21 protein-coding genes are annotated in these 18,751 nt (G+C 69.4%); 10 read left to right on the top strand and 11 right to left on the bottom strand.

Features of this window, described 5'->3' with window-relative positions:
• Positions 1 to 68: 68 nt before the first annotated feature.
• From QMK61_RS01215 to QMK61_RS01175, 9 genes are all read right to left on the bottom strand, one after another.
• Positions 69 to 1,562: a glycine betaine ABC transporter substrate-binding protein gene (locus QMK61_RS01215; RefSeq protein ID WP_302069879.1), complete on the bottom strand. Its 1,494-nt coding sequence runs from the start codon at positions 1,560 to 1,562 to the stop codon at positions 69 to 71.
• Positions 1,559 to 2,329: an ATP-binding cassette domain-containing protein gene (locus QMK61_RS01210; protein ID WP_302069878.1), complete on the bottom strand. Its 771-nt coding sequence runs from the start codon at positions 2,327 to 2,329 to the stop codon at positions 1,559 to 1,561. The genes QMK61_RS01215 and QMK61_RS01210 overlap by 4 nt, the downstream gene beginning before the upstream one ends.
• 229 nt (positions 2,330 to 2,558) lie before the next feature.
• Entirely contained in the window at positions 2,559 to 3,320 is a 762-nt protein-coding gene (gene phbB / locus QMK61_RS01205; protein ID WP_302069877.1) for an acetoacetyl-CoA reductase, read from the bottom strand.
• 73 nt (positions 3,321 to 3,393) lie between these two features.
• Entirely contained in the window at positions 3,394 to 3,894 is a 501-nt protein-coding gene (gene phaR, locus QMK61_RS01200; RefSeq protein WP_302069876.1) for a polyhydroxyalkanoate synthesis repressor PhaR, read from the bottom strand.
• A gap of 76 nt (positions 3,895 to 3,970) precedes the next feature.
• Positions 3,971 to 5,521 carry a DHA2 family efflux MFS transporter permease subunit gene (locus tag QMK61_RS01195; protein WP_302069875.1) on the bottom strand — a complete coding sequence of 517 codons (1,551 nt, stop codon included), beginning with the start codon at positions 5,519 to 5,521 and terminating at the stop codon, positions 3,971 to 3,973.
• Positions 5,522 to 5,545: 24 nt separating this feature from the next.
• The gene (locus tag QMK61_RS01190; RefSeq protein ID WP_302069874.1) at positions 5,546 to 6,742 is read right to left on the bottom strand and encodes an efflux RND transporter periplasmic adaptor subunit; all 1,197 of its coding nucleotides are present in this window, start codon (positions 6,740 to 6,742) and stop codon (positions 5,546 to 5,548) included.
• Positions 6,739 to 8,280: an efflux transporter outer membrane subunit gene (locus QMK61_RS01185; protein WP_302069873.1), complete on the bottom strand. Its 1,542-nt coding sequence runs from the start codon at positions 8,278 to 8,280 to the stop codon at positions 6,739 to 6,741. The genes QMK61_RS01190 and QMK61_RS01185 overlap by 4 nt, the downstream gene beginning before the upstream one ends.
• Positions 8,277 to 8,801, bottom strand: a complete 525-nt coding sequence (locus QMK61_RS01180; protein WP_302069872.1) for a MarR family transcriptional regulator — start codon at positions 8,799 to 8,801, stop codon at positions 8,277 to 8,279. The genes QMK61_RS01185 and QMK61_RS01180 overlap by 4 nt, the downstream gene beginning before the upstream one ends.
• Before the next feature lie 73 nt (positions 8,802 to 8,874).
• Entirely contained in the window at positions 8,875 to 9,663 is a 789-nt protein-coding gene (locus QMK61_RS01175) for a TatD family hydrolase (protein ID WP_302069871.1), read from the bottom strand.
• Positions 9,664 to 9,882: 219 nt separating this feature from the next.
• Here QMK61_RS01175 and QMK61_RS01170 point away from each other — a divergent pair, with 219 nt between their 5' ends.
• Both QMK61_RS01170 and QMK61_RS01165 read left to right on the top strand, forming a co-directional pair.
• Positions 9,883 to 10,470 (top strand): glycine zipper 2TM domain-containing protein, encoded by a 588-nt coding sequence (locus tag QMK61_RS01170; protein WP_302069869.1) that lies wholly within the window; start codon positions 9,883 to 9,885, stop codon positions 10,468 to 10,470.
• Positions 10,471 to 10,526: 56 nt separating this feature from the next.
• Complete coding sequence (locus QMK61_RS01165) at positions 10,527 to 11,009, top strand: glycine zipper 2TM domain-containing protein (RefSeq protein ID WP_302069868.1); 483 nt, start codon at positions 10,527 to 10,529, stop codon at positions 11,007 to 11,009.
• Positions 11,010 to 11,099: 90 nt separating this feature from the next.
• Here QMK61_RS01165 and QMK61_RS01160 read toward each other — a convergent pair whose 3' ends face one another.
• Positions 11,100 to 11,534, bottom strand: a complete 435-nt coding sequence (locus QMK61_RS01160; protein WP_302069867.1) for a cell wall hydrolase — start codon at positions 11,532 to 11,534, stop codon at positions 11,100 to 11,102.
• Between the two features lie 456 nt (positions 11,535 to 11,990).
• Complete coding sequence (locus QMK61_RS01155; RefSeq protein ID WP_302069866.1) at positions 11,991 to 12,791, bottom strand: folate-binding protein; 801 nt, start codon at positions 12,789 to 12,791, stop codon at positions 11,991 to 11,993.
• Positions 12,792 to 12,915: 124 nt separating this feature from the next.
• Here QMK61_RS01155 and QMK61_RS01150 point away from each other — a divergent pair, with 124 nt between their 5' ends.
• The 8 genes from QMK61_RS01150 (at position 12,916) to QMK61_RS01115 (ending at position 18,747) form a co-directional block, all read left to right on the top strand.
• Positions 12,916 to 13,083 carry a DUF1674 domain-containing protein gene (locus QMK61_RS01150; protein WP_302069865.1) on the top strand — a complete coding sequence of 56 codons (168 nt, stop codon included), beginning with the start codon at positions 12,916 to 12,918 and terminating at the stop codon, positions 13,081 to 13,083.
• 87 nt (positions 13,084 to 13,170) lie between these two features.
• Positions 13,171 to 13,566 (top strand): succinate dehydrogenase, cytochrome b556 subunit, encoded by a 396-nt coding sequence (gene sdhC, locus QMK61_RS01145; protein ID WP_302069864.1) that lies wholly within the window; start codon positions 13,171 to 13,173, stop codon positions 13,564 to 13,566.
• Positions 13,563 to 13,958, top strand: coding sequence for a succinate dehydrogenase, hydrophobic membrane anchor protein (gene sdhD, locus QMK61_RS01140; protein WP_302069863.1), 396 nt, complete (start codon positions 13,563 to 13,565; stop codon positions 13,956 to 13,958). The genes sdhC and sdhD overlap by 4 nt, the downstream gene beginning before the upstream one ends.
• Before the next feature lie 4 nt (positions 13,959 to 13,962).
• Positions 13,963 to 15,750 carry a succinate dehydrogenase flavoprotein subunit gene (gene sdhA, locus QMK61_RS01135; RefSeq protein WP_302069862.1) on the top strand — a complete coding sequence of 596 codons (1,788 nt, stop codon included), beginning with the start codon at positions 13,963 to 13,965 and terminating at the stop codon, positions 15,748 to 15,750.
• 20 nt (positions 15,751 to 15,770) lie between these two features.
• Entirely contained in the window at positions 15,771 to 16,550 is a 780-nt protein-coding gene (locus QMK61_RS01130; protein WP_302069861.1) for a succinate dehydrogenase iron-sulfur subunit, read from the top strand.
• Positions 16,551 to 16,753: 203 nt separating this feature from the next.
• Positions 16,754 to 16,996 carry a succinate dehydrogenase assembly factor 2 gene (locus tag QMK61_RS01125; protein WP_302069860.1) on the top strand — a complete coding sequence of 81 codons (243 nt, stop codon included), beginning with the start codon at positions 16,754 to 16,756 and terminating at the stop codon, positions 16,994 to 16,996.
• On the top strand, positions 16,968 to 17,387 hold the full coding sequence (locus tag QMK61_RS01120; RefSeq protein WP_302069859.1) for a protein YgfX: 420 nt from the start codon (positions 16,968 to 16,970) through the stop codon (positions 17,385 to 17,387). Before QMK61_RS01125 ends, QMK61_RS01120 begins: the two co-directional genes overlap by 29 nt.
• 115 nt (positions 17,388 to 17,502) lie before the next feature.
• Positions 17,503 to 18,747: a lipoprotein-releasing ABC transporter permease subunit gene (locus QMK61_RS01115; protein ID WP_302069858.1), complete on the top strand. Its 1,245-nt coding sequence runs from the start codon at positions 17,503 to 17,505 to the stop codon at positions 18,745 to 18,747.
• The last annotated feature ends 4 nt before the right edge of the window (positions 18,748 to 18,751 follow it).

Here is an 18,751-nt window from a genome sequence, read left to right as displayed (position 1 = left end):
CGTCCGGCCGCAAGCGCTTTGCCGGGGTGACGGTCGGTGGGGAATGTACGGAGGCTTTGGGCGGGCGCTCAGAGCCTGGCTTCGAGGCGCAGCCCGCGCGGCGTCAGCCAGTGCTCGACGGCTTCGAAGATGCCCTGCACCAGCAGCGCCAGCAGCGCCGCCGGCACGGCGCCCTGCAGGATCAGGCCGATGTCGTCCAGCCGGATGCCGGTGAGGATGGGCTGGCCGTAGCCGCCGGCGCCGATCAGCGCCGCCAGCGTGGCGGTGCCCACGTTGATCACCGCGGCGGTCTTGATGCCGGCCAGGATCGAGCGCATCGCCAGCGGCAGCTCGACCCGGCGCAGCCGCACGCCGGGCGGCAGGCCCAGCGCGGCGGCGGATTCGCGCAGCTCCGGCGCGATGCCGGCCAGACCGGCGTGCGTGTTGCGCACGATCGGCAGCAGGCTGTACAGGAACAGCGCGGCGATCGCCGGCCCCGCGCCGATGCCGAACAGCGGGATCATGAACACGAACATCGCCAGCGACGGCACCGTCTGCAGGATCCCGGTGAGCCCGATCACCAGCTGGCCCAGCCGCTGCAGCCGGGCGGCCAGCACGCCCAGCGGGATCGCCAGCAGCACCGCCAGCCCCAGCGACACGGCGACCAGTTCGACGTGCTCGATGCTGCGCCGGAGCAGCCGCGGCCAGAACCCGCCGCGGGCGGCACGGACCGGCACGCCCAGGAAGTCGGCGACCACCGCGCTTTCTGGGCGTCCCTGCAGCTTCACGGCCGCGTTCATCCGGCGCATCGCGTCTGCGTCGATGCGGCCGGCCAGCTTGCGCAGGGCGGCGACAAAGTCCGGCGCGCTGCGCTCCAGCGCCAGCCGGTACAGGTAGACCGCCTGGTAGCGCGGGAAGTAGTGGCGGTCGTCGTCCAGCGTGCGCAGGTGGTAGTACAGGATGTCGGCGTCGGTGCTGTACACGTCGGTGGCGTCGACGGCGCCGCTGGCCAGCGCGCGGTAGGCGAGCACGTGCTCCATGCCGTTCACCTGCGTCTGCGGCAGGGCGTAGCGACGGCGCAGGCCCGGCCAGCCATCGTCGCGATCCATGAATTCGTTGGAGAAGCCGAAGCGCAGTTCCGGGTGTTTCGCCAGGTCGGAAATGCGCGCGATGCCGAGGCGCCCGGCTTCGTCGGCACGCATGCCGATGGCGTAGGTATTGTCGAAGCCCAGCGCGTCGGTGATGCCGATGCCGAGCGGCTTCAGCCGTGCGCGCAGGGCGTCGATGCCGGCGTCGGCGGGCAGGTCCTTGAGCAGGTCGTGGGTGATCGTGCCGGTGTATTCCGGGTAGACGTCGATGTCGCCGTCGCGCAGCGCCTGCCACAGGATGCGGGTACCGCCGAGCTGGGGCCGGTACGTCACCGCGGCGCCGGCCCGGCGGGCCGTGACCGTGGCCAGTTCGCCCAGGATCACCGACTCGGTGAACTGCTTGGAGCCGATCCGCACGGGGGCGTCGCCGGCCCGCGCCATCCACGGCAGCAGCAGGCACGCGGCCAGTGTCAGCCAGGCCGGAGTGAGCCTCATCGCGCGGCTTCCGGCAGCCGGCGCTGCGCCTTGACGAAGCGTTCGGCGAACGTGTCGGCGGGATGGTCGCGCAGGTCCTCGTAGCGGCCGTCTTGCACCACCTTGCCGCGGCGCATCAGGACCAGCCGCTCGGCGAACCACGCCGCCTCGGCGAGATCGTGGGTCACCAGGATCACGGTCTTGCCGAGTTCGTCGAAGATGGACTTCAGTTCCTCCTGCAGCTCGTGGCGCACGATCGGGTCGAGCGCGCCCAGCGGCTCGTCCAGCAGCAGCGCGTCGGGGTCGGGCATCAGTGCGCGGATCAGCGCCACGCGCTGGCGCTGGCCGCCGGAAAGCTCGGCCGGATAGCGTTCCAGCGCGGCGCGCGGCAGGTGGGCGAAGTCCGCCAGCGCCCCGGCGCGGGCGCGGATGCGCGCCATGTCCCAGCCCAGGTGGCGCGGCAGCAGGGCCAGGTTGCCCAGCGCGGAGAGGTGGGGGAACAGGCCGCCTTCCTGGATCACGTAGCCGACCCGCTGGCGCAGCGCCAGCACGTGCGCCGGCCGCAGCACTTCGCCGTCGATCCGCACCTGCCCGCGGTCGGGCCATTCCAGCCCCAGCAACAGGCGCAGCGCGGTGGACTTCCCCGAGCCGCTGCTGCCGATCAGCGCGGTGGTGGTGCCGGTGGGAAAATCCAGGCTGAGCCCGTCGAGTGCGCATACGTTGCCGTAATGCTTGCTCGCGTGGTCGATGGCGAAGGCCACGCTCGCGGCGGCCTCAGGGCCCGGCAAGGCGAGCCTCGGCGTTGCGGCGGCAGACAGGTGCGGGCGGCATGATCCTCCCCGGCGGTCACGATGGACGTCGCCCCGACTCTAGCGCAACGCGCAGGAGCGCATCTCGTGCGCGAAAGGTTTCCGCAATACCCGGCCAAAGCAAGGCAACGCGGGCTACGCGGAGATCGTGAACAGGCTCTTACGAGGCGGGCTCCGGCGTGCCATGGGACGCGCGGGATTTGAATGCTCAGAAACTCATGAAGTAGCCGCCGTTCACCGGCAGGTTGGCGCCGGTGATGTAGCCGGCGTCGTCGGCGGCCAGGAACACCACCGCACGGGCGATGTCGGCGGGCGTGCCCAGCCGGCCGACCGGGATGCCAGCCACGATCTGCGCGCGGATCTCCTCCGGCACCGCGGCCACCATCGGCGTGTCGCAATAGCCGGGCGAGACGGTGTTGACGGTGACGCCCTTGCGTGCGGTCTCGCGCGCCAGCGCCATGGTGAAGCCGTGCACGCCGGCCTTGGCGGCGGCGTAGTTGGTCTGGCCGAACTGGCCGGTCTGGCCGTTCACCGAACTGATGTTGACGATGCGGCCGAAGCCGCGTGCGGTCATACCCTCGACCACGTGGCGGCAGGTGTTGAAGACGCCGTCCAGGTTCACCCGCAGCAGCTCCTGCCATTGCCGCGGCGTCATCTTGCGCAGGCTGGCGTCGCGGGTGATGCCGGCGGCGTTCACCAGGATGCCGATGCCGCCGTGCGCGGCCTCGATGCGTGCCAGCGCGGCGCCACAGGCGTCGAAGTCGGCGACGTCGGCGGGCTCGAAGCTTACCGCGTCGCCGAGGTCGGCCAGTTCGCGGCGGAAGGCTGCGAGGCGTTCCTGGCGGGCGGCGAGGTCGAGCGCCACCACGCGTCGTCCGGCGGCGGCGAGCTGGCGGCAGATCCCGGTGCCGAGCCCGCCGAGTCCGCCGGTGACCACGGCGAGGCGGGAGTCAGGAGTGCTGGAAGCCATGGCGTGTCCGTGTCGCTCATGGCGCGCAGCAACACGTGCTGTGTCGCAGCGCGCCGGGGATAAGGAGAGACGCTCAGCCGGATTTCTTGCCGCCGCGGCCGTGCGGTCCGCCGGTGGCGGACTGGACCTGGCTGGCGGCGTCGAGGAAGCCGCGCTGCATCGACTTCCAGGCGTCCATGTTGCGCTCGGTCAGCTCGTTGAGCATCGACCAGGGGGTCTGCCCCATCAGGCTGTTGAGCTGGGTGCGGAACTGCTGCTGCTGGTCCAGGAAGACCTGCAGGCTGCGTTCCAGGTACGGGCCCATGAATCCCTGCAGGGAATCGCCGTAGAAGCGGATGATCTGGCGCAGCAATTGCGGCGACAGCATCGGCTGCCCCTTCTCCTCGTGCTCGGAGATGATCTGCAGCAGCACGGCGCGGGTCAGGTCCTCGCCGGTCTTGGCGTCGCGCACTTCGAAGGTCTCGCCGTCCAGCACCAGCTGGCGGACTTCTTCCAGCGTGATGTAGCTGGAGATTTCCGTATCGTAGAGCCGGCGGTTCGGGTACTTCTTGATGATGCGGGTCGTTTGTGCCATGCGGGCAAACTAGCAGAACTTATTGCGCCGCACCAGTCGCCATGCTGCACCGCCGGGTGCAGCATTTCCCGCCGGCTCAGTGGCCTACGGCACCGTCGCTGCCGAACGGCGGCCGGGCGAACCACAGCACCGGGATCAGCAGCACGAACAGCACCGCGCAGCCCCAGAACACGTCGTTCACCGCCAGGGTCAGCGCCTCGCGGTTCACCAACTGGTCGACCAGGCCCAGCCCCTGCGTGTGCGACAGCCCGCCGTGCGACAGCTGCCCCAGGAACTGCGTCGCCGCGGGGTTGGCCGCATTGACGGACTCGGTGAGGTTGGCGTGGTGCAGCTCGCTGCGGTGCTGCCACAGTGTCACCGTGATCGCGGTGGACATGCTCGAGCCCATGGTGCGGCAGAAGTTGGACAGGCCCGAGGCGCTGGCGATCTCCGAGGCGGGCAGGCCGGACAGGTAGATCTGGTTCAGCGGGATGAAGAAGCAGGGGATCGCCAGGCCCATCACGAAGCGCGGCAGCACCAGGGTGCCGAACGAGGCGTTGCTGTCGAAGCTGGCGAACCAGTACGAGGTGATGGCGAAGATCACGAAGGCGAAGGTCACCACCGCGCGCAGTTCCAGCCGGTGCATGTTCTTGCCCAGGATCGGCGACATGATGAAGGCCAGCACGCCCACCGGCGCGGTGGCCAGGCCGGCCCAGGTGGCGGTGTAGCCCAGGTCCACCTGCAGCCACAGCGGGAACACCACGTTGATGCCGAAGAAGGCGAACATGCCCAGGGTCAGCGCCAGCACGCCCACGGTGAAGTTGCGCTGCTTGAACAGCGACAGGTCCACCACCGGATGTTTGGCGTGGATTTCCCACACGATCAGGAAAGTCAGGCAGACCAGGGCGACGATGCCCAGCGTGAGGATCAGCGGCGAGGCGAACCAGTCGTGGTCGTTGCCGTTGTCCAGCATGAACTGCAGGCAGCCCACGCCCACCACCAGCAGGGCCAGCCCGATCACGTCGATCGGCGCCTTCACGATCTTCGTCTCGCGCTTGTGCAGGATCGACCAGGTGATCACCGCCGCGGCCAGGCCCACCGGCAGGTTGATGTAGAAGATCCAGGGCCAGGAGAAGTTGTCGGTGAGCCAGCCGCCCAGGATCGGGCCGAAGATCGGCGCCACCACCACGGTCATCGCCCACAGCGCCAGCGCGATGCCCTGGCGTTCCTTCGGGTAGCTGGTCAGCAGCAGGGTCAGCGACAGCGCCACCATCGGGCCGGAGCCGGCGCCCTGCATCAGCCGGCACACCACCAGCATCGGCATGCTGATGGCCAGGCCGCACAGCATCGAGAACACCACGAACAGCAGCACCGAGACGACGAAGGTGCGCACCTCGCCGAAGCGGCGCGCCACCCAGCCGGTCAGCGGCTGCATGATCGCGCTGGCCAGCGCGTAGGAGCTGATCGTCCAGGTGCCCTCGTTCGGACTGACGCCCAGGCTGCCGGAGATGTGCGGCACCGCCACGTTGACGATGGTCATGTCCAGCACTTCCATAAAAGTGCTGAACGCGACGGCGATGGTGAGCAGCACCAGCGGCATGCCGTGCAACGGCTTGGGCGGTGCGGCGTTCTCGGGTGTGGCGGCCATGGCGGGCGGTCCGGTGGCGCGGGGTCAGCGCGCGGTCGGGGCGAGGTTGGCGCGGATCACCTTGTCGGCCTCGGCGTCGGCCTGGCTGGCGACCTGGTCGTACACGTCAGTGCTGGCGGCCGGCAGCGCCTCGGCGGTGGACAGCACCGGGCCGCGGTCGTCGCGGATGTCCACGGTGGCATCGGCGGACAGGCCCACGCGCAGCGGGTGCTTGTCCAGCTCCTTGTCGTCCAGCGAGATGCGCACCGGCACGCGCTGGACCACCTTGATCCAGTTGCCGGTGGCGTTCTGCGCCGGCAGCAGCGAGAACACGCTGCCGGTGCCGGCGCCCAGGCCGACCACCTTGCCGTGGAAGTCCACGCCGCCGCCGTACAGGTCAGTGGTGATCTTCACCGGCTGGCCGATGCGGATGTGGCGCAGCTGGTTCTCCTTGAAGTTGGCGTCCACCCACAGGTCGTGCAGCGGCACCACGGTCATCAGCTGCTGGCCGGGCGCCACGCTGTTGCCCAGCTGCACGCTGCGCTGGGCCACGTAGCCGGACACCGGCGCCACGATGGTGTTGCGCTGGGCGGCCACCCAGGCGGCGCGGAAGTTGGCGCGCGCCTGCTGCACGGCCGGGTTGTCGGCGACGTCGGTGCCGGCGATGGCGGCATGCGCGGCGCGCGCCTGCGCCTCGGCGGTGTCCAGCGCGGCCTGCGCCTGCGCCACGCCGTCGCGCAGGTGCTGCACGACCTCGGGCGATTCGGCGTGCGCGGCGAGCAGCGGCAGGTGGCGCTTCAGGTCGGCCTGCGCCTGCTGCAGCTGTACCTTGCGCGCGGCCACCGCGGCGTCGGCGCTGTCGGCGTTGTCGGTCTGCCCGCGCACCTGGCGCACGGCCTGGGCCAGCGCGCTGCGGGCCTGGCGCAGGCGCACGTCGGCGTCGGTGGGGTCCAGCCTCACCAGCACCTGGCCGGCCTTCACGTGCTCGGTGTTGTCGGCGAGGATCGCCACCACGGTGCCGGGCACCTGGGCGGAGATCGCCACCTGGTTGCCGCCCACATAGGCGTTGTCGGTCTTCTCGCGGGTGGAGAACACGAACAACCACAGCAGGAACCACACCACGGCGACCAGCACGAAGACGCCGGCGACGATCAGCAGCGCGCGGCGGCGCTTGGCCGGGTTCTTCGCGGCCATGCCGCTGTCGTTGTCGCCGTGGGCGGCGGCGGATTCGTTCGCGCTCATGGGGTGGGGGCTCCGGAGGTCGGGGAGGTGGAAGCGGCGGCGGTCCTGTCGCCGGCATCGGGTGCGGTGCTGCGGTAGCCGCCGCCCAACGCCTTGACCAGCGCCAGGTCGGTGGAGAGCGCCTGCGCGTGCAGGCTGACCGCGGTGTCTTCCTGTTGCAGCAGCTGCGCGGTGGCAGCCAGGCTCTCGCGGGCGTCGCGCACGCCCTGGCGCGCGCGCGCCTGCGCGCTGGCGAGCAGGCGCCGGCCGGCATCCACCTGCTGCGCCTGGCGCTGGCGGCGCGCGGCGACCTGCTCGGCGCCCAGCGCCTGGGTGGCGACGTCGCGCGCGGCGTCGGACACCGCGGCGTCGTATTGCGCCACCGCCGCGTCGAGCTGGGCGCGGCTGACGCCGTAGGCCGCCTTCAGCCGGCCGCCCTCGAAGATCGGCAGGTGGATGGCCGGGGTGAGGTTGAACACGCGGCTGCCGGCACTGAACACGTTGCCGAGGTCGCCGCTGCCGCCGCCGCCGAACAGCGCGGGCGCGGCCTGGTTGGTGCTGGACAGGCCGGCCATCGCGCCGATGCTGATGTCGGGGAAGAACTGCGCGCGCGCCTGGTCGGTCTGCTTCAGCGCGGCCTCCACCTGCCAGCGGCTGGCGGCGATGTCCGGACGGCGGGCGATCAGGTCGAGCCGCGCATCCTGCGGCAGTCCGCTGCTGACGTCCGGCAGCGGACGCGGCGCCAGTGGAGGCAGCTCGGCCGGGGCGATGCCGAGCAGGGCGGCCAGCGCCACCTTGCGGATCTTTGCCGAGCTGTCGATCGCCACCCGCATCTGCTGCGCCGCGGCCAGGTTCGACTTCGCCTGCTGCTCGGTGTCGGGCAGGTCCACGCCCTGCGCCACGCGCAGCCCGGCGATATGCAGCAGTTGCTGCTGGGTGTCCACGGCCTTGCGCGCCAGGGCGAGCCGGGCCTGGTCGGCCAGCCAGCCGAAATAGGTATCGGCGACGGCGTTTTCGATGGTCAGCGCGGCGGCGCTGCGCTGCGCCTCGGCGGCGTGCGCCTGGTCCAGCGCGGCCTCGATCGCGGCGCGCTTCTTGCCCCACCAGTCGAACTCGTACTGGAACTGCACGCCGAGGTCGGCCTGGTTGTACCAGGTGAAGCCGAGCAGCTTGGGCGGCATCAGGCCGTGCTCGCTCATGCGCTGCCGGCTGACCTGCGCGCTGCCGTTGATGCTGAGCCCGGCCTGCGCCGCCGCCACCCGCACCGACTGCTCGGCGGTCTGCACGCGGGCGTGCGCCTGGGCCAGGCTGGGCGACTGCTTCAGCGCCAGCGCCACCAGTTCGTCGAGCTGCGGATCGCCATAGGCGCGCCACCAGTCGCTGGCCGGCCAGCCGGCGCGGGTGGGCGCGTCCAGGCCGGCCAGCGGGACGTCGTCGCGCAGGGCGGGGTGCTGCACCTTCGCCGGCGCGAACGCGCAGCCGGCGAGGGCGACCGCCAGCGCGGCGGAAAGGGCGAGCGTGCGTGCGGGCGGAGCGCGCCGCGGCGTGGGCAGGTTCATGGCGCGGTATCCGCATCCAGTTGGTCGAGGTTGTTCGCCAGCTTGCGCAGCAGGCGGGACAGGTGGCGCTTGTCGGTATCGCTGAAGCCCGCGAACATCGCGTCGACGTGCGGGAACATCGGCGGCAGGATCTTCTGCACGAAGCGCCGTCCAGCCGGCGTGATGCGGATCAGCACGCGGCGGCGGTCCGTCTCGCTGGCGCCGCGCACGATCAGCCCGCGCTTCACCAGGGCATTGCCGATGCGTGTCATGTTGGTGGCGCCCTGGCTGGCGAAATCGCACAGCTCGCCGGGCGAGAGGCTGCCATCCGGGTGCGTGTAGAGGATCACCAGGGTGAGGAACTCGCTGTGGCCCAGCCCGTGCGGGGCGAGCTTCTCCTCCAGCCCGCGCTGCATGCTGGTGCCGACCATCATCGTCAGGCGGCACAGCTTGGCGTCGGCGGTGGGCAGGCGCGGCAGTGCCTGGCTCATCCGCTCGATGCCGGCTTCCATCATCGCGATGCAGTCGTTCAGGCGATTCATTTCATCAAGGCATATTTCATCGATGAAATGAAAGGCTAGCAATGTGCCGTGCGCGGATGCAAGTGCCGCGCAGTCAGCGGGGGGCCAGGCGGGCGATGTCGATGCCGAACAGCCGCCGCAGGTTGGCCATGGTGGCGGCGGCGAGCGCGGCTTCCGTTTCGCCGCGCAAGCCGGCGACGCAGCGCAGGGTGTCGGCGACCCAGGCCGGTTCGTTGCGCTGGCCGCGATGGTCGGCGCCGGGCTGGTCCGGCGCGTCGCTCTCCAGCAGCAGGTGCTCGACCGGCATCGCTGCCACGATCCGGCGCAGCCGCTGCGCGCGCTCGTAGGTGACCGGGCCGCCGATGCCGAGCATGAAGCCCAGTTCCCACAGCTGCCGTGCCTGCTGCTCGCTGCCGGAGAAGCTGTGCACCACGCCGCGCAGGCCGCCGATGCGGCGCACGGTGTGGATCACCTCCTCCAGCGCGTCCCGGGCGTGCACGATCACCGGCAGGTCGAACTCGCGCGCCAGCTCCAACTGGCGATGGAAGTAGTGCCGCTGCGTGTCGGCCTGCGCGTCCTCCCTGTGGAAGTCCAGCCCGATCTCGCCCAGCGCGACCGGTCGGGCGTCGGCCAGCAGGCGGCGCAGTTCGTCGAGGTGCCCGGGACGATGCCGCGCCACGAACAGCGGGTGCAGGCCGTAGGCCGGGTAGGCGCCGGGCGTGGCGTGGCAGAGCGCGCGCAGGCGCGGCCAGCCCGCGGCATCGATGCCCGGGGCCACGAACGCCGCCACGCCGGCGCGGCGCGCGCGCGCGACCACCTCGTCGCGGTCGCCATCGAAGCGTGCATCGTCCAGGTGCAGGTGGCTGTCGGCGATCGGCGGCATGTGGAATTTTCGTGAAGTGGATTTCTTCCGCGGTGCGACGGCTTGGCGCTAATCTGGGCGGGCCTCGAGGTCGACGTGAACCGGGCGTGACGATCATCGTACCGATGCGGTCCAGTCTAGGCCGGATTCAGTTTGGCGGGGTTATCAATGCATCCAGGTGGGCACGACGCATGGAGGGTTTCCAGGGCGTGGCCATCCTTACCACACAGGAGATCAGCGATGAACAGGTTGCTAGTCAATGCGCTTTACATGGGGATCGCGGCCACGTTCGCGGTGAGCTTGGCCGCCTGCAATCGCGATGCGAGCGCGGAAGCCGGGGCGGCCGGTGCGGCAAGCACGGCCGCGGCGCCGGCGAACAGCGGTCCGCAATACGCCAAGGTCGTCAGCGTGACGCCGGTGCGCTCGACCACGAACAACCCGCGCCAGGTCTGCAAGGACGTGGTGGTCAACCATACCGAGCCGCCGAAGGACCAGCATCGCATCGCCGGCACGGCGATCGGCGCGGTGGCCGGCGGCCTGCTCGGCCACATGGTCGGCGGCGGCAAGGGCAAGACCCTGGCCACGGTGGCCGGCGCGGTGGGTGGCGGCTACGCGGGCAACCGCATCGAGGCTGCGCACCAGCAGGGCCAGGTGGTGTCGAGCGTGGAACGCCGCTGCGAGACCGTCAACGACAGCTCCACCAAGATCGTCGGCTACGACGTGAAGTACGAATACAACGGCGTGACCCGCACCACACGCATGGATCACGACCCGGGTGATCGAGTGCAGGTGCAGCAGGGCGTGATCGCCGTTTCCGACGCCCGCTGAGCGGGCGTCCGCGGCGGCCCAGGCAAACGATGACCCACCTCCCAGGGAGAACGCGCATGAACATCCGCACCCGCAAACCGCTCGTGATCGTGGCGATGACCGCCGGCATCGCCCTGGCCGGCTGCGCGACACAGCAGCCCTATGGAACGCGCCAGGACGGTTACGGCTATCAGCAAGGCTACGGCCAGGGCGGTCGTTGCCAGAGCTGCGGCGTGGTGCAGGACGTGCAGCAGGTCTACGTGCAGCGCAACGGCAACGGCACGCTGGGTGCGGTGCTCGGCGCGGTGGCCGGCGGCCTGCTGGGCAATACCGTGGGCAAGGGCGACGGCCGCAAGGCCGCCACCGTGGCCGGTGCGGTGGCCGGCGGCGTGGTGGGCAACCAGGTGGGCCAGCGTTCCGGCAGCGGTACCGATGTCGCCTGGCAGGTCTCGGTGCGGCTGGACAACGGCCAGTACGCCACCGTCACGCAGCGTGAGGACCCGGGCGTGCGTCGTGGCGATTACGTCGAAGTGCGCGGCGACCACGTATACAAGCGTTGATATCCATGGACGTCCAGACGTCCATTTGTAGAAAAAGAAAAGGCCCTCTTGCGAGGGCCTTTTCTTTTATGTGCGGGGTGGCCGGATGAATCAGTTGACCGCGTAGAACGTATGCGCGCCGATGGTGATGCCGGTGCGGTTGCGTTCCCAGGATGGCGACACCGCGGCCGTGGCGAAATGGTTCGCGTGCGGCACCACCAGCCGGCGCTGGTTCGCCGGCAGGCCCCAGTTGCTGATCGAGTCGCCGGCGATCTGCCACGCCTTCTGGAACGCGGGCAGGTTGGCGATCTCGTAGGACCTCGGCGTGGTGGCCGTGGCGAACTGGTGCGGCGCGGTCACCACTTTGCAGACGGTGTCGCCCCACTGGCCCTGGTCGCGGCGACGCAGCGCCACTTCCGCCACCGCGAGCTGGCCGATGGTCGGCTGGCTGCGCGCTTCGAGATAGACGGTCGTCGCCAGACAGGTCTGGTCGGCGAGATGTTGGGGCAGCACGGACGCCAACCACAACAGCATTGCAAGTTTCATTCTGCCTCCAGCGTGCTGTACGCGGGCGACTTCTTGCTGTCGCACGCGCCGTTGCGGTGGAGGACGGGCAGGCCCTTCCACCTGGATTGATCACTCCGAACCGAAACTTGTTGGTCGGGTGCTTTGCCACGGGATTGTGGCGTTCGGCCGGCTGATCCGATGCCGGCCGAGGTTGTGCTGCCTGGCGCTGCAGGGGCTGCTGTGCCCCGTTGCCTGCAACTGTTTCCGCCGTGCGACGGGTCCTCCATCCGGCGTTCTTTGGCCGGGTCGCGCCGATCCGGACCCCTCCGGTTCGTCGCGTACTTCAGCGCCTCGGCGAAACGGGCGCTTGCAAATGACCGGCGGAGACTAGTGGCGGTTCCGCCCGGGTGCAAGTGCCGTGCCGGTCGTATTCACGGTCGTTTCACGTTTTCCTCAGAGGGTGTCGTCGGCCGCGTGAGCCGTTCGACGGATCGTTCAATCGGGCCAACCGGCGAGGATGCGCAACTGCGCGCCTTCGTCGGTATCGATGCCTGAAGCGTGCGCGACGCGGGCGGCGAAGTCGTCGCCGAGCACAGCCAGCGCCTCGATGCCGGCTTCGTTGTCGTGTGCGGTCTGCAGCAGTTGCGCGGCTTCGTTGCCGTCGACGTGCAACGTCGTGCCGTCGGGCATGACGCGGGACAGCGCGACACGGTGCAGATGCCGCTTGTGTCCGCCGCGATAGTGCAGGCGCGCCACGATCTCCTGGCCCGGATAACAGCCCTTGTCCAGGGCCGCGGCATGCAGGCGGTACAGCGAAAGGGCGGGAGGCAGCCAGGCGGTCGATGCGTCGACGGGCAGCCAGGGCCAACCTTCGCGCACTTGCGGCAGGCGCCAGCCGTCATCGCTGCCGGCATCATCGATGATGCGCATGCTGTGTCCGCCGCAGCCGAGCGCGATCGTGCCGTCCACGCATTGGACGACGAACATCGGCAACGCTTCGCCGTGGCTTATCGAATGCGTGGCATGTGCGGACAGCGTGACGCGCGAGCGGAAGACGTAGCGGCGCAGTTCTTCGACCAAGGTCGAGGCCTTGCCGCCACGCAGCAGCAACAGCAGCCGCTGGCCATCCAGCCGGGCCAGGTGGAACAGCGAACGCACGCGCCCCTGCGCATCGAGCCAGGCGCCGAACTGCCAGCGCCCATCGGCCAGCGTGGCCACGTTGTTGCTGAACTGGGATTGCGCGAAGGCGAGGGCGTCGGGGCCTTCGATCGCGAGCGTTTCGGCGGTGGAGTGCATAATCATCACATGCGGAAATGGTGATGCGCAGTGCGCCGGGCAAGGGCGTGCGCGCTGCTCCGGCTGCCTGTCAACGGTTGTGCGGCATTGCGGCAAGTATTACGCTTTCGCGGCTAAACAAACCATGTCCAACACGCCCTCCCGACCCGAAGCCACCCCGCCTGCCGGCACGCCGGAACGCCCTGCCGTTCCCGCGCGAAGGGCAGAGGACGAGCCGAAGGTCGAGCGGCCGGCGCCGGACCCGACGCGCTACGGCGATTGGGAAAAGAACGGGCGCTGCATCGATTTCTGATGCCCGCGCGCGGAGCGCGCGCGTCGGCCGGCGATGGAGCGGAAGGGCGGCGAGGACACCAAGCGATTCCACCCCAGGATAGCCGCCATGGCAGACACGCGACGACCGCTCTCCCCGCATCTCCAGATCTACAAGTGGCAAGTGCAGATGGTGACTTCCATCCTGCACCGCGCCACCGGCATCGCGTTGGCCGTGGGCACGCTGCTCGTGGTCTGGGGCCTGCTCTCGCTGGCCGCCGGCGCGGCCGCCTTCGACCAGTTCAAGACCTGCATGGGCAGCCCGGTGGGCATCATCCTGCTGGTCGGCTGGAGCTGGGCGCTGTTCTACCATCTGTGCAACGGCATCCGTCACCTTCTGCAGGATACCGGCGCGGGTTACACCATTCCGCAGTTCGTGCGTTCGAGCTGGCTGTCGGTGATCGTCAGCGTCGTGCTGGTGATTGTCGTCTGGGCCTGGGTGCTGACCGCCGGAGGTGCCGCATGAGCACGAATGCGAAAGACCTGCGCAATCCGCTGAAGCGCGCGCGCGGCCTCGGTTCGGCCCAGTCGGGCGTGGGCCACTGGTGGACCCAGCGCGTCACCGCCGCGGCGCTGGTCCTGCTGGGCCTGTGGTTCGTGGCCACCGTGCTGTCGCTGCTGCACGCCGATTTCGCCACCGCCAAGGCCATGGTGACGAAGCCGTGGAACGCGCTGCTGCTGATCCTGTTCGTGGTCACCATGTTCTGGCACGCCGTGCTGGGCCTGCAGGTGGTGATCGAAGACTACGTGCACACCCGCTGGAAGGAAGTGGTCCTGCTGGTGGCGATCAAGTTCCTCGCGGTGCTGGGCGCGCTCGCGGGCGTGCTGGCCGTGCTGCGCATCGCATTGGGAGTTTGAGACCGTGGAAAGCTACAAGATCCAGCAGCACAAGTTCGACGTGGTGGTGGTCGGCGCCGGCGGCGCGGGCCTGCGCGCCACCTTCGGCCTGGCCGAGAAGGGCCTCAAGGCCGCGTGCATCACCAAGGTGTTCCCGACCCGCTCGCACACCGTGGCGGCGCAGGGCGGCATCGCCGCCGCGCTCGGCAACATGGGCGAGGACGACTGGCGCTTCCACTTCTACGACACCGTGAAGGGCGGCGACTGGCTGGGCGACCAGGACGCGATCGAGTACATGTGCCGCGAGGCCATCCCCTCGATCTACGAGCTGGAGCACTACGGCGTGCCGTTCTCGCGCACCGAGGAAGGCCGCATCTACCAGCGTCCGTTCGGCGGCATGACCACGCACTACGGCAAGGGCACCGCGCAGCGCACCTGCGCCGCGGCCGACCGCACCGGCCACGCCATCCTGCACACGCTGTACCAGCAGGCGCTGGCGCACGACGCCGAGTTCTTCGTCGAGTACTTCGCGATCGACCTGATCTTCGATGACGAAGGCGTCTGCCGCGGCGTGCTGGCGCTCGACATGAACGAGGGCACGCTGCACCTGTTCCGCGGCCAGGCCGTGGTGCTGGCCACCGGCGGCTACGGCCGCGCCTACTTCAGCGCCACCTCCGCGCACACCTGCACCGGCGACGGCGGCGGCATGGTGCTGCGCGCGGGCCTGGCGCTGCAGGACCTGGAGTTCGTGCAGTTCCATCCCACCGGCATCTACGGCGCGGGCTGCCTCATCACCGAGGGCGTGCGTGGCGAGGGCGGCTACCTCACCAATTCCAAGGGCGAACGCTTCATGGAGCGCTATGCGCCCAGCGCGAAGGACCTGGCCTCGCGCGATGTGGTCAGCCGCGCCATCACCATCGAGATCCGCGAAGGCCGTGGCGTGGGCGAGCACAAGGACCACGCCTTCCTCAACCTGATGCACCTCGGCCCCGAGGTGATCCACGAGCGGCTGCCGGGCATCGCCGAGTCGGCGCGCATCTTCGCCGGCGTGGACGTGACCAAGGAGCCGATCCCGATCCTGCCCACCGTGCACTACAACATGGGCGGCATCCCGACCAACTACCACGGCGAGGTGGTGCAGAAGAAGGGCGACGACGTCGACGCCGTGGTGCCGGGCCTGTTCGCCATCGGCGAGGCGGCCTGCGTGTCGGTGCACGGCGGCAACCGCCTGGGCTCCAACTCGCTGCTCGACCTGGTGGTGTTCGGCCGCGCGGTGTCGCACCGCTGCGCCGAGATCATCAAGCCGGGCATGGCGCACAAGGACCTGCCGGCCAGCGCGCTGGACCAGGCGCTGGCCCGCTTCGACAGCCTGCGCCACGCCGACGGCGAGCTGCCCACGGCGAAGATCCGCCTCGACATGCAGCGCACCATGCAGACCGACGCCGCGGTGTTCCGCACCGGCGAGAGCCTCAAGGAAGGCTGCGGCAAGATCGACGCGGTGCACGCCTCGTTCAAGCACGTGCGCGTCAGCGACCGTTCGATGGTGTGGAACTCCGACCTGATCGAAACGCTGGAACTGGCCAACCTGCTCGACCAGGCGGTGGGCACCATGCATTCGGCCGAGCAGCGCACGGAAAGCCGTGGCGCCCATGCGCGCGAGGACTTCCCGGACCGCAACGACGCCGAGTGGATGAAGCACACCATGGTCAAGGTGGACGAGAACGGCAAGGCCAGCTTCGACTACCGCCCGGTGCACATGTTCACCCTGACCGACGAGGTCGAGGTGGTGCCGCCGAAGAAGCGCGTTTACTGACCCCGGACTGGAGAACCCCTGTGGCAGAGTTTTCGCTACCCAAGAATTCCAAGATCCAGCCGGGCAGGCACTGGCCGGCGAAGGACGCGAAGAGGCCGCGCACCTTCCGCATCTACCGCTGGTCGCCGGACGACGGCGAGAACCCGCGCATCGACAGCTACGAGGTCGACCTGGCCGCGTGCGGCCCGATGGTCCTGGACGCGCTGCTGAAGATCAAGAACGAGATCGACCCCACGCTCACGCTGCGCCGTTCCTGCCGCGAGGGCATCTGCGGCTCCTGCGCGATGAACATCGACGGCACCAACACGCTGGCCTGCATCTGCGCCATCGACAAGGTGGCCTCGGGCGACGTGAAGATCTACCCGCTGCCGCACATGCCGGTGGTGAAGGACCTGGTGCCCGACCTCACGCACTTCTACGCCCAGTTCGCCTCGATCAAGCCGTGGCTGCGCACGCAGAGCGCCGCGCCGGACAAGGAGCGCCTGCAGTCGCCGGAAGACCGCAAGAAGCTCGACGGCCTGTACGAGTGCATCCTGTGCGCGTGCTGCTCCACCAGCTGCCCCAGCTATTGGTGGAACGGCGACAAGTACCTCGGCCCGGCGATCCTGCTGCAGGCCTACCGCTGGATCGTGGACAGCCGCGACGAGGACACCGGCGCCCGCCTGGACGACCTGGAAGACCCGTTCAAGCTGTACCGCTGCCACACCATCATGAACTGCGCGCGCACCTGCCCGAAGGGCCTCAACCCGGCCAAGGCGATCGCGGAGATCAAGAAGCTGATCGTGGAGCGGCGCTCCTAGGAAAGCGTCGCCGCCAAGCGGCGACACCGTTTTCCTTTCTCCCCTCCGGGGAGAAGGGGCCCGAAGGGCGGATGAGGGGCGGGTGCTCGCGGGAAGGCTGACCGAGGAAGGCTTGATGATGGCTCGAGGCAAGATTGGCCCCTCACCTCAATCCTCTCCCCGCAGGGGAGAGGAAGCGAACGCGGCGCTGCGCGCCAACTGTCATGGATAAGAGCGGGCGCCTGCGCTGGCGCACCCGCCGCGGCACCCGCGAACTCGATGCGCTGTTCGGTGGCTGGCTGGATGAAGTCTTCCCGCACGCCAGCGAAGCGCAGCAGCAGGCCTTCGACGAACTGCTCGACGTGCAGGATCCCGATCTGTGGGACTGGGTGATGGGCCATGCGCGCGCACCACGCGCGGACTGGCAGGCGATCATCGATGACATCCGCGCCCGCCATCGGCTTTGAGTACCGGCCGTCGCGGTTGTTGCCGCGCCTGCTGGCGGCGGCCTTGATGTTGGCGTTGCTGGCCATCGCCGGCTGCGGCCTGGCCGGGTGGGCGAAGCTGCTGCTGGCCGTGGCGGCCCTGGCATGCTGGCTTCGCGCCATCCTGCGGCCGGGCGATACCGGCGTGACGGCGGCGGGCTGGGCCGGCGACGGCGGCTGGACGCTGCGCCGTGCCGGCGAGGGCGACGTCGCGACCATCCTGTCGTCCTCGCGCGTGCTGGGTGCCTTCGTGCTGCTGCGCCTGCGCGACGGCGAACGGCGCACCGCCACGCTGCTGCTGGGTCCGGACAACAGCGACGCCGACATCCGCCGCCGCCTGCGCATGCGGCTGGCGCTGGCGAAATCCGCGTAGGCACCGTCCCACGCCTGAGCCGGCGCAACTTTGCCGCGCCGCCGCGGTCTGTGCCGAAATGCCTGATAATGGCTTTCCGGGCAGCCCGCCCAGCGACTCCCACAAGCGACTGCCCATGTTCCGACCGCTCGAGCTCTTCATCGGCCTGCGCTATGTCCGCGCCAAGCGGCGCAACCAGTTCATCTCCTTCATCTCCGGCGTCTCCATCGTCTGCATCACGATCAGCGTGATGGCGCTGATCACCGTGATGTCGGTGATGAACGGTTTCGACTTCCAGCTGCGCTCCCGCATCCTGGGCGCGGTGGCGGACGCCACCGTCGCCAGCGTCGAACCTGCCGGCATGTCCGGCTGGCAGCGCGCGCTGGCGACCGCGCATGCCAACCCGCACGTGCGCGGCGCGGCACCCTACGTGGACGTGCAGGCCTTCCTGCAGGGGCGCGGTTCCTCCGGCGTGATGATGCGCGGCATCGACACGAAGCTCGAACCGCAGGTGTCCAACTTCAACCTGCACATGACGTCCGGCAGCTACGACTCGCTGGCGCCGGGCAGCTGGAACATCCTGCTGGGCAACGAGCTGGCGATGCAGTTGGGCGTGGCGGTGGGCGACAAGGTCGTCGCCATCGTGCCGCAGCTGCGCGCCACGCCGTTCGGCTCGGTGCCCACCATGCGCAGCTTCCATGTCACCGGCATCTACTCGCTGGGCATGCACGACTACGACGCCAACCTGGCGCTGATCGACATGCAGTCTGCCGAGAAGCTGTCCAGCCTCGCCGGCCCCACCGGCATCCGCCTCAAGCTGGACAACCTGTGGAATGCCGGCATCGTGGCGCACCAGCTCGCCGACCGGCTGGGCGACGTCTACCAGGTGCGCACCTGGATGCAGGACAACGCCAACTTCTTCTCCGCCATCTCGATGGAGAAGAAGGTGATGGGCATCATCCTGTCGCTGATCGTGCTGGTGGCGGTGATCAACCTGGTCTCGATGCTGATGATGCTGGTCACCGACAAGCAGGCCGACATCGCCATCCTGCGCACGCTCGGCCTCACCCCGCGCAGCGTGATGGGTACCTTCATGGTGCAGGGCGTGCTGGTGGGGCTGGTCGGCATCGTGCTCGGCGTGGTGCTGGGCTCGCTGCTCTCGTGGCAGCTGCCGGCCATCGTCGACTGGATCCAGGACGTGTTCCACGTGCAGTTCCTGTCGCCGGACGTGTATTACATCAGCCAGGTGCCCAGCAGGCTGGAGTGGGGCGACGTGGTGTGGGTGACCCTGGTCACCTTCGCCTTCGCGCTGCTGGCCACCCTCTATCCCGCGTGGCGCGCCTCGCGCACGCAGCCGGCGCAGGCGCTGCGCTATGAGTAAGCCC

The organism is Fulvimonas sp. R45 (assembly GCF_030504985.1).
Taxonomy (GTDB): Bacteria; Pseudomonadota; Gammaproteobacteria; order Xanthomonadales; family Rhodanobacteraceae; genus Rhodanobacter_A.
The sequence above is the reverse complement of the archived record's forward strand: the minus strand, read 5'-3'. Positions and strand labels throughout refer to the sequence as shown.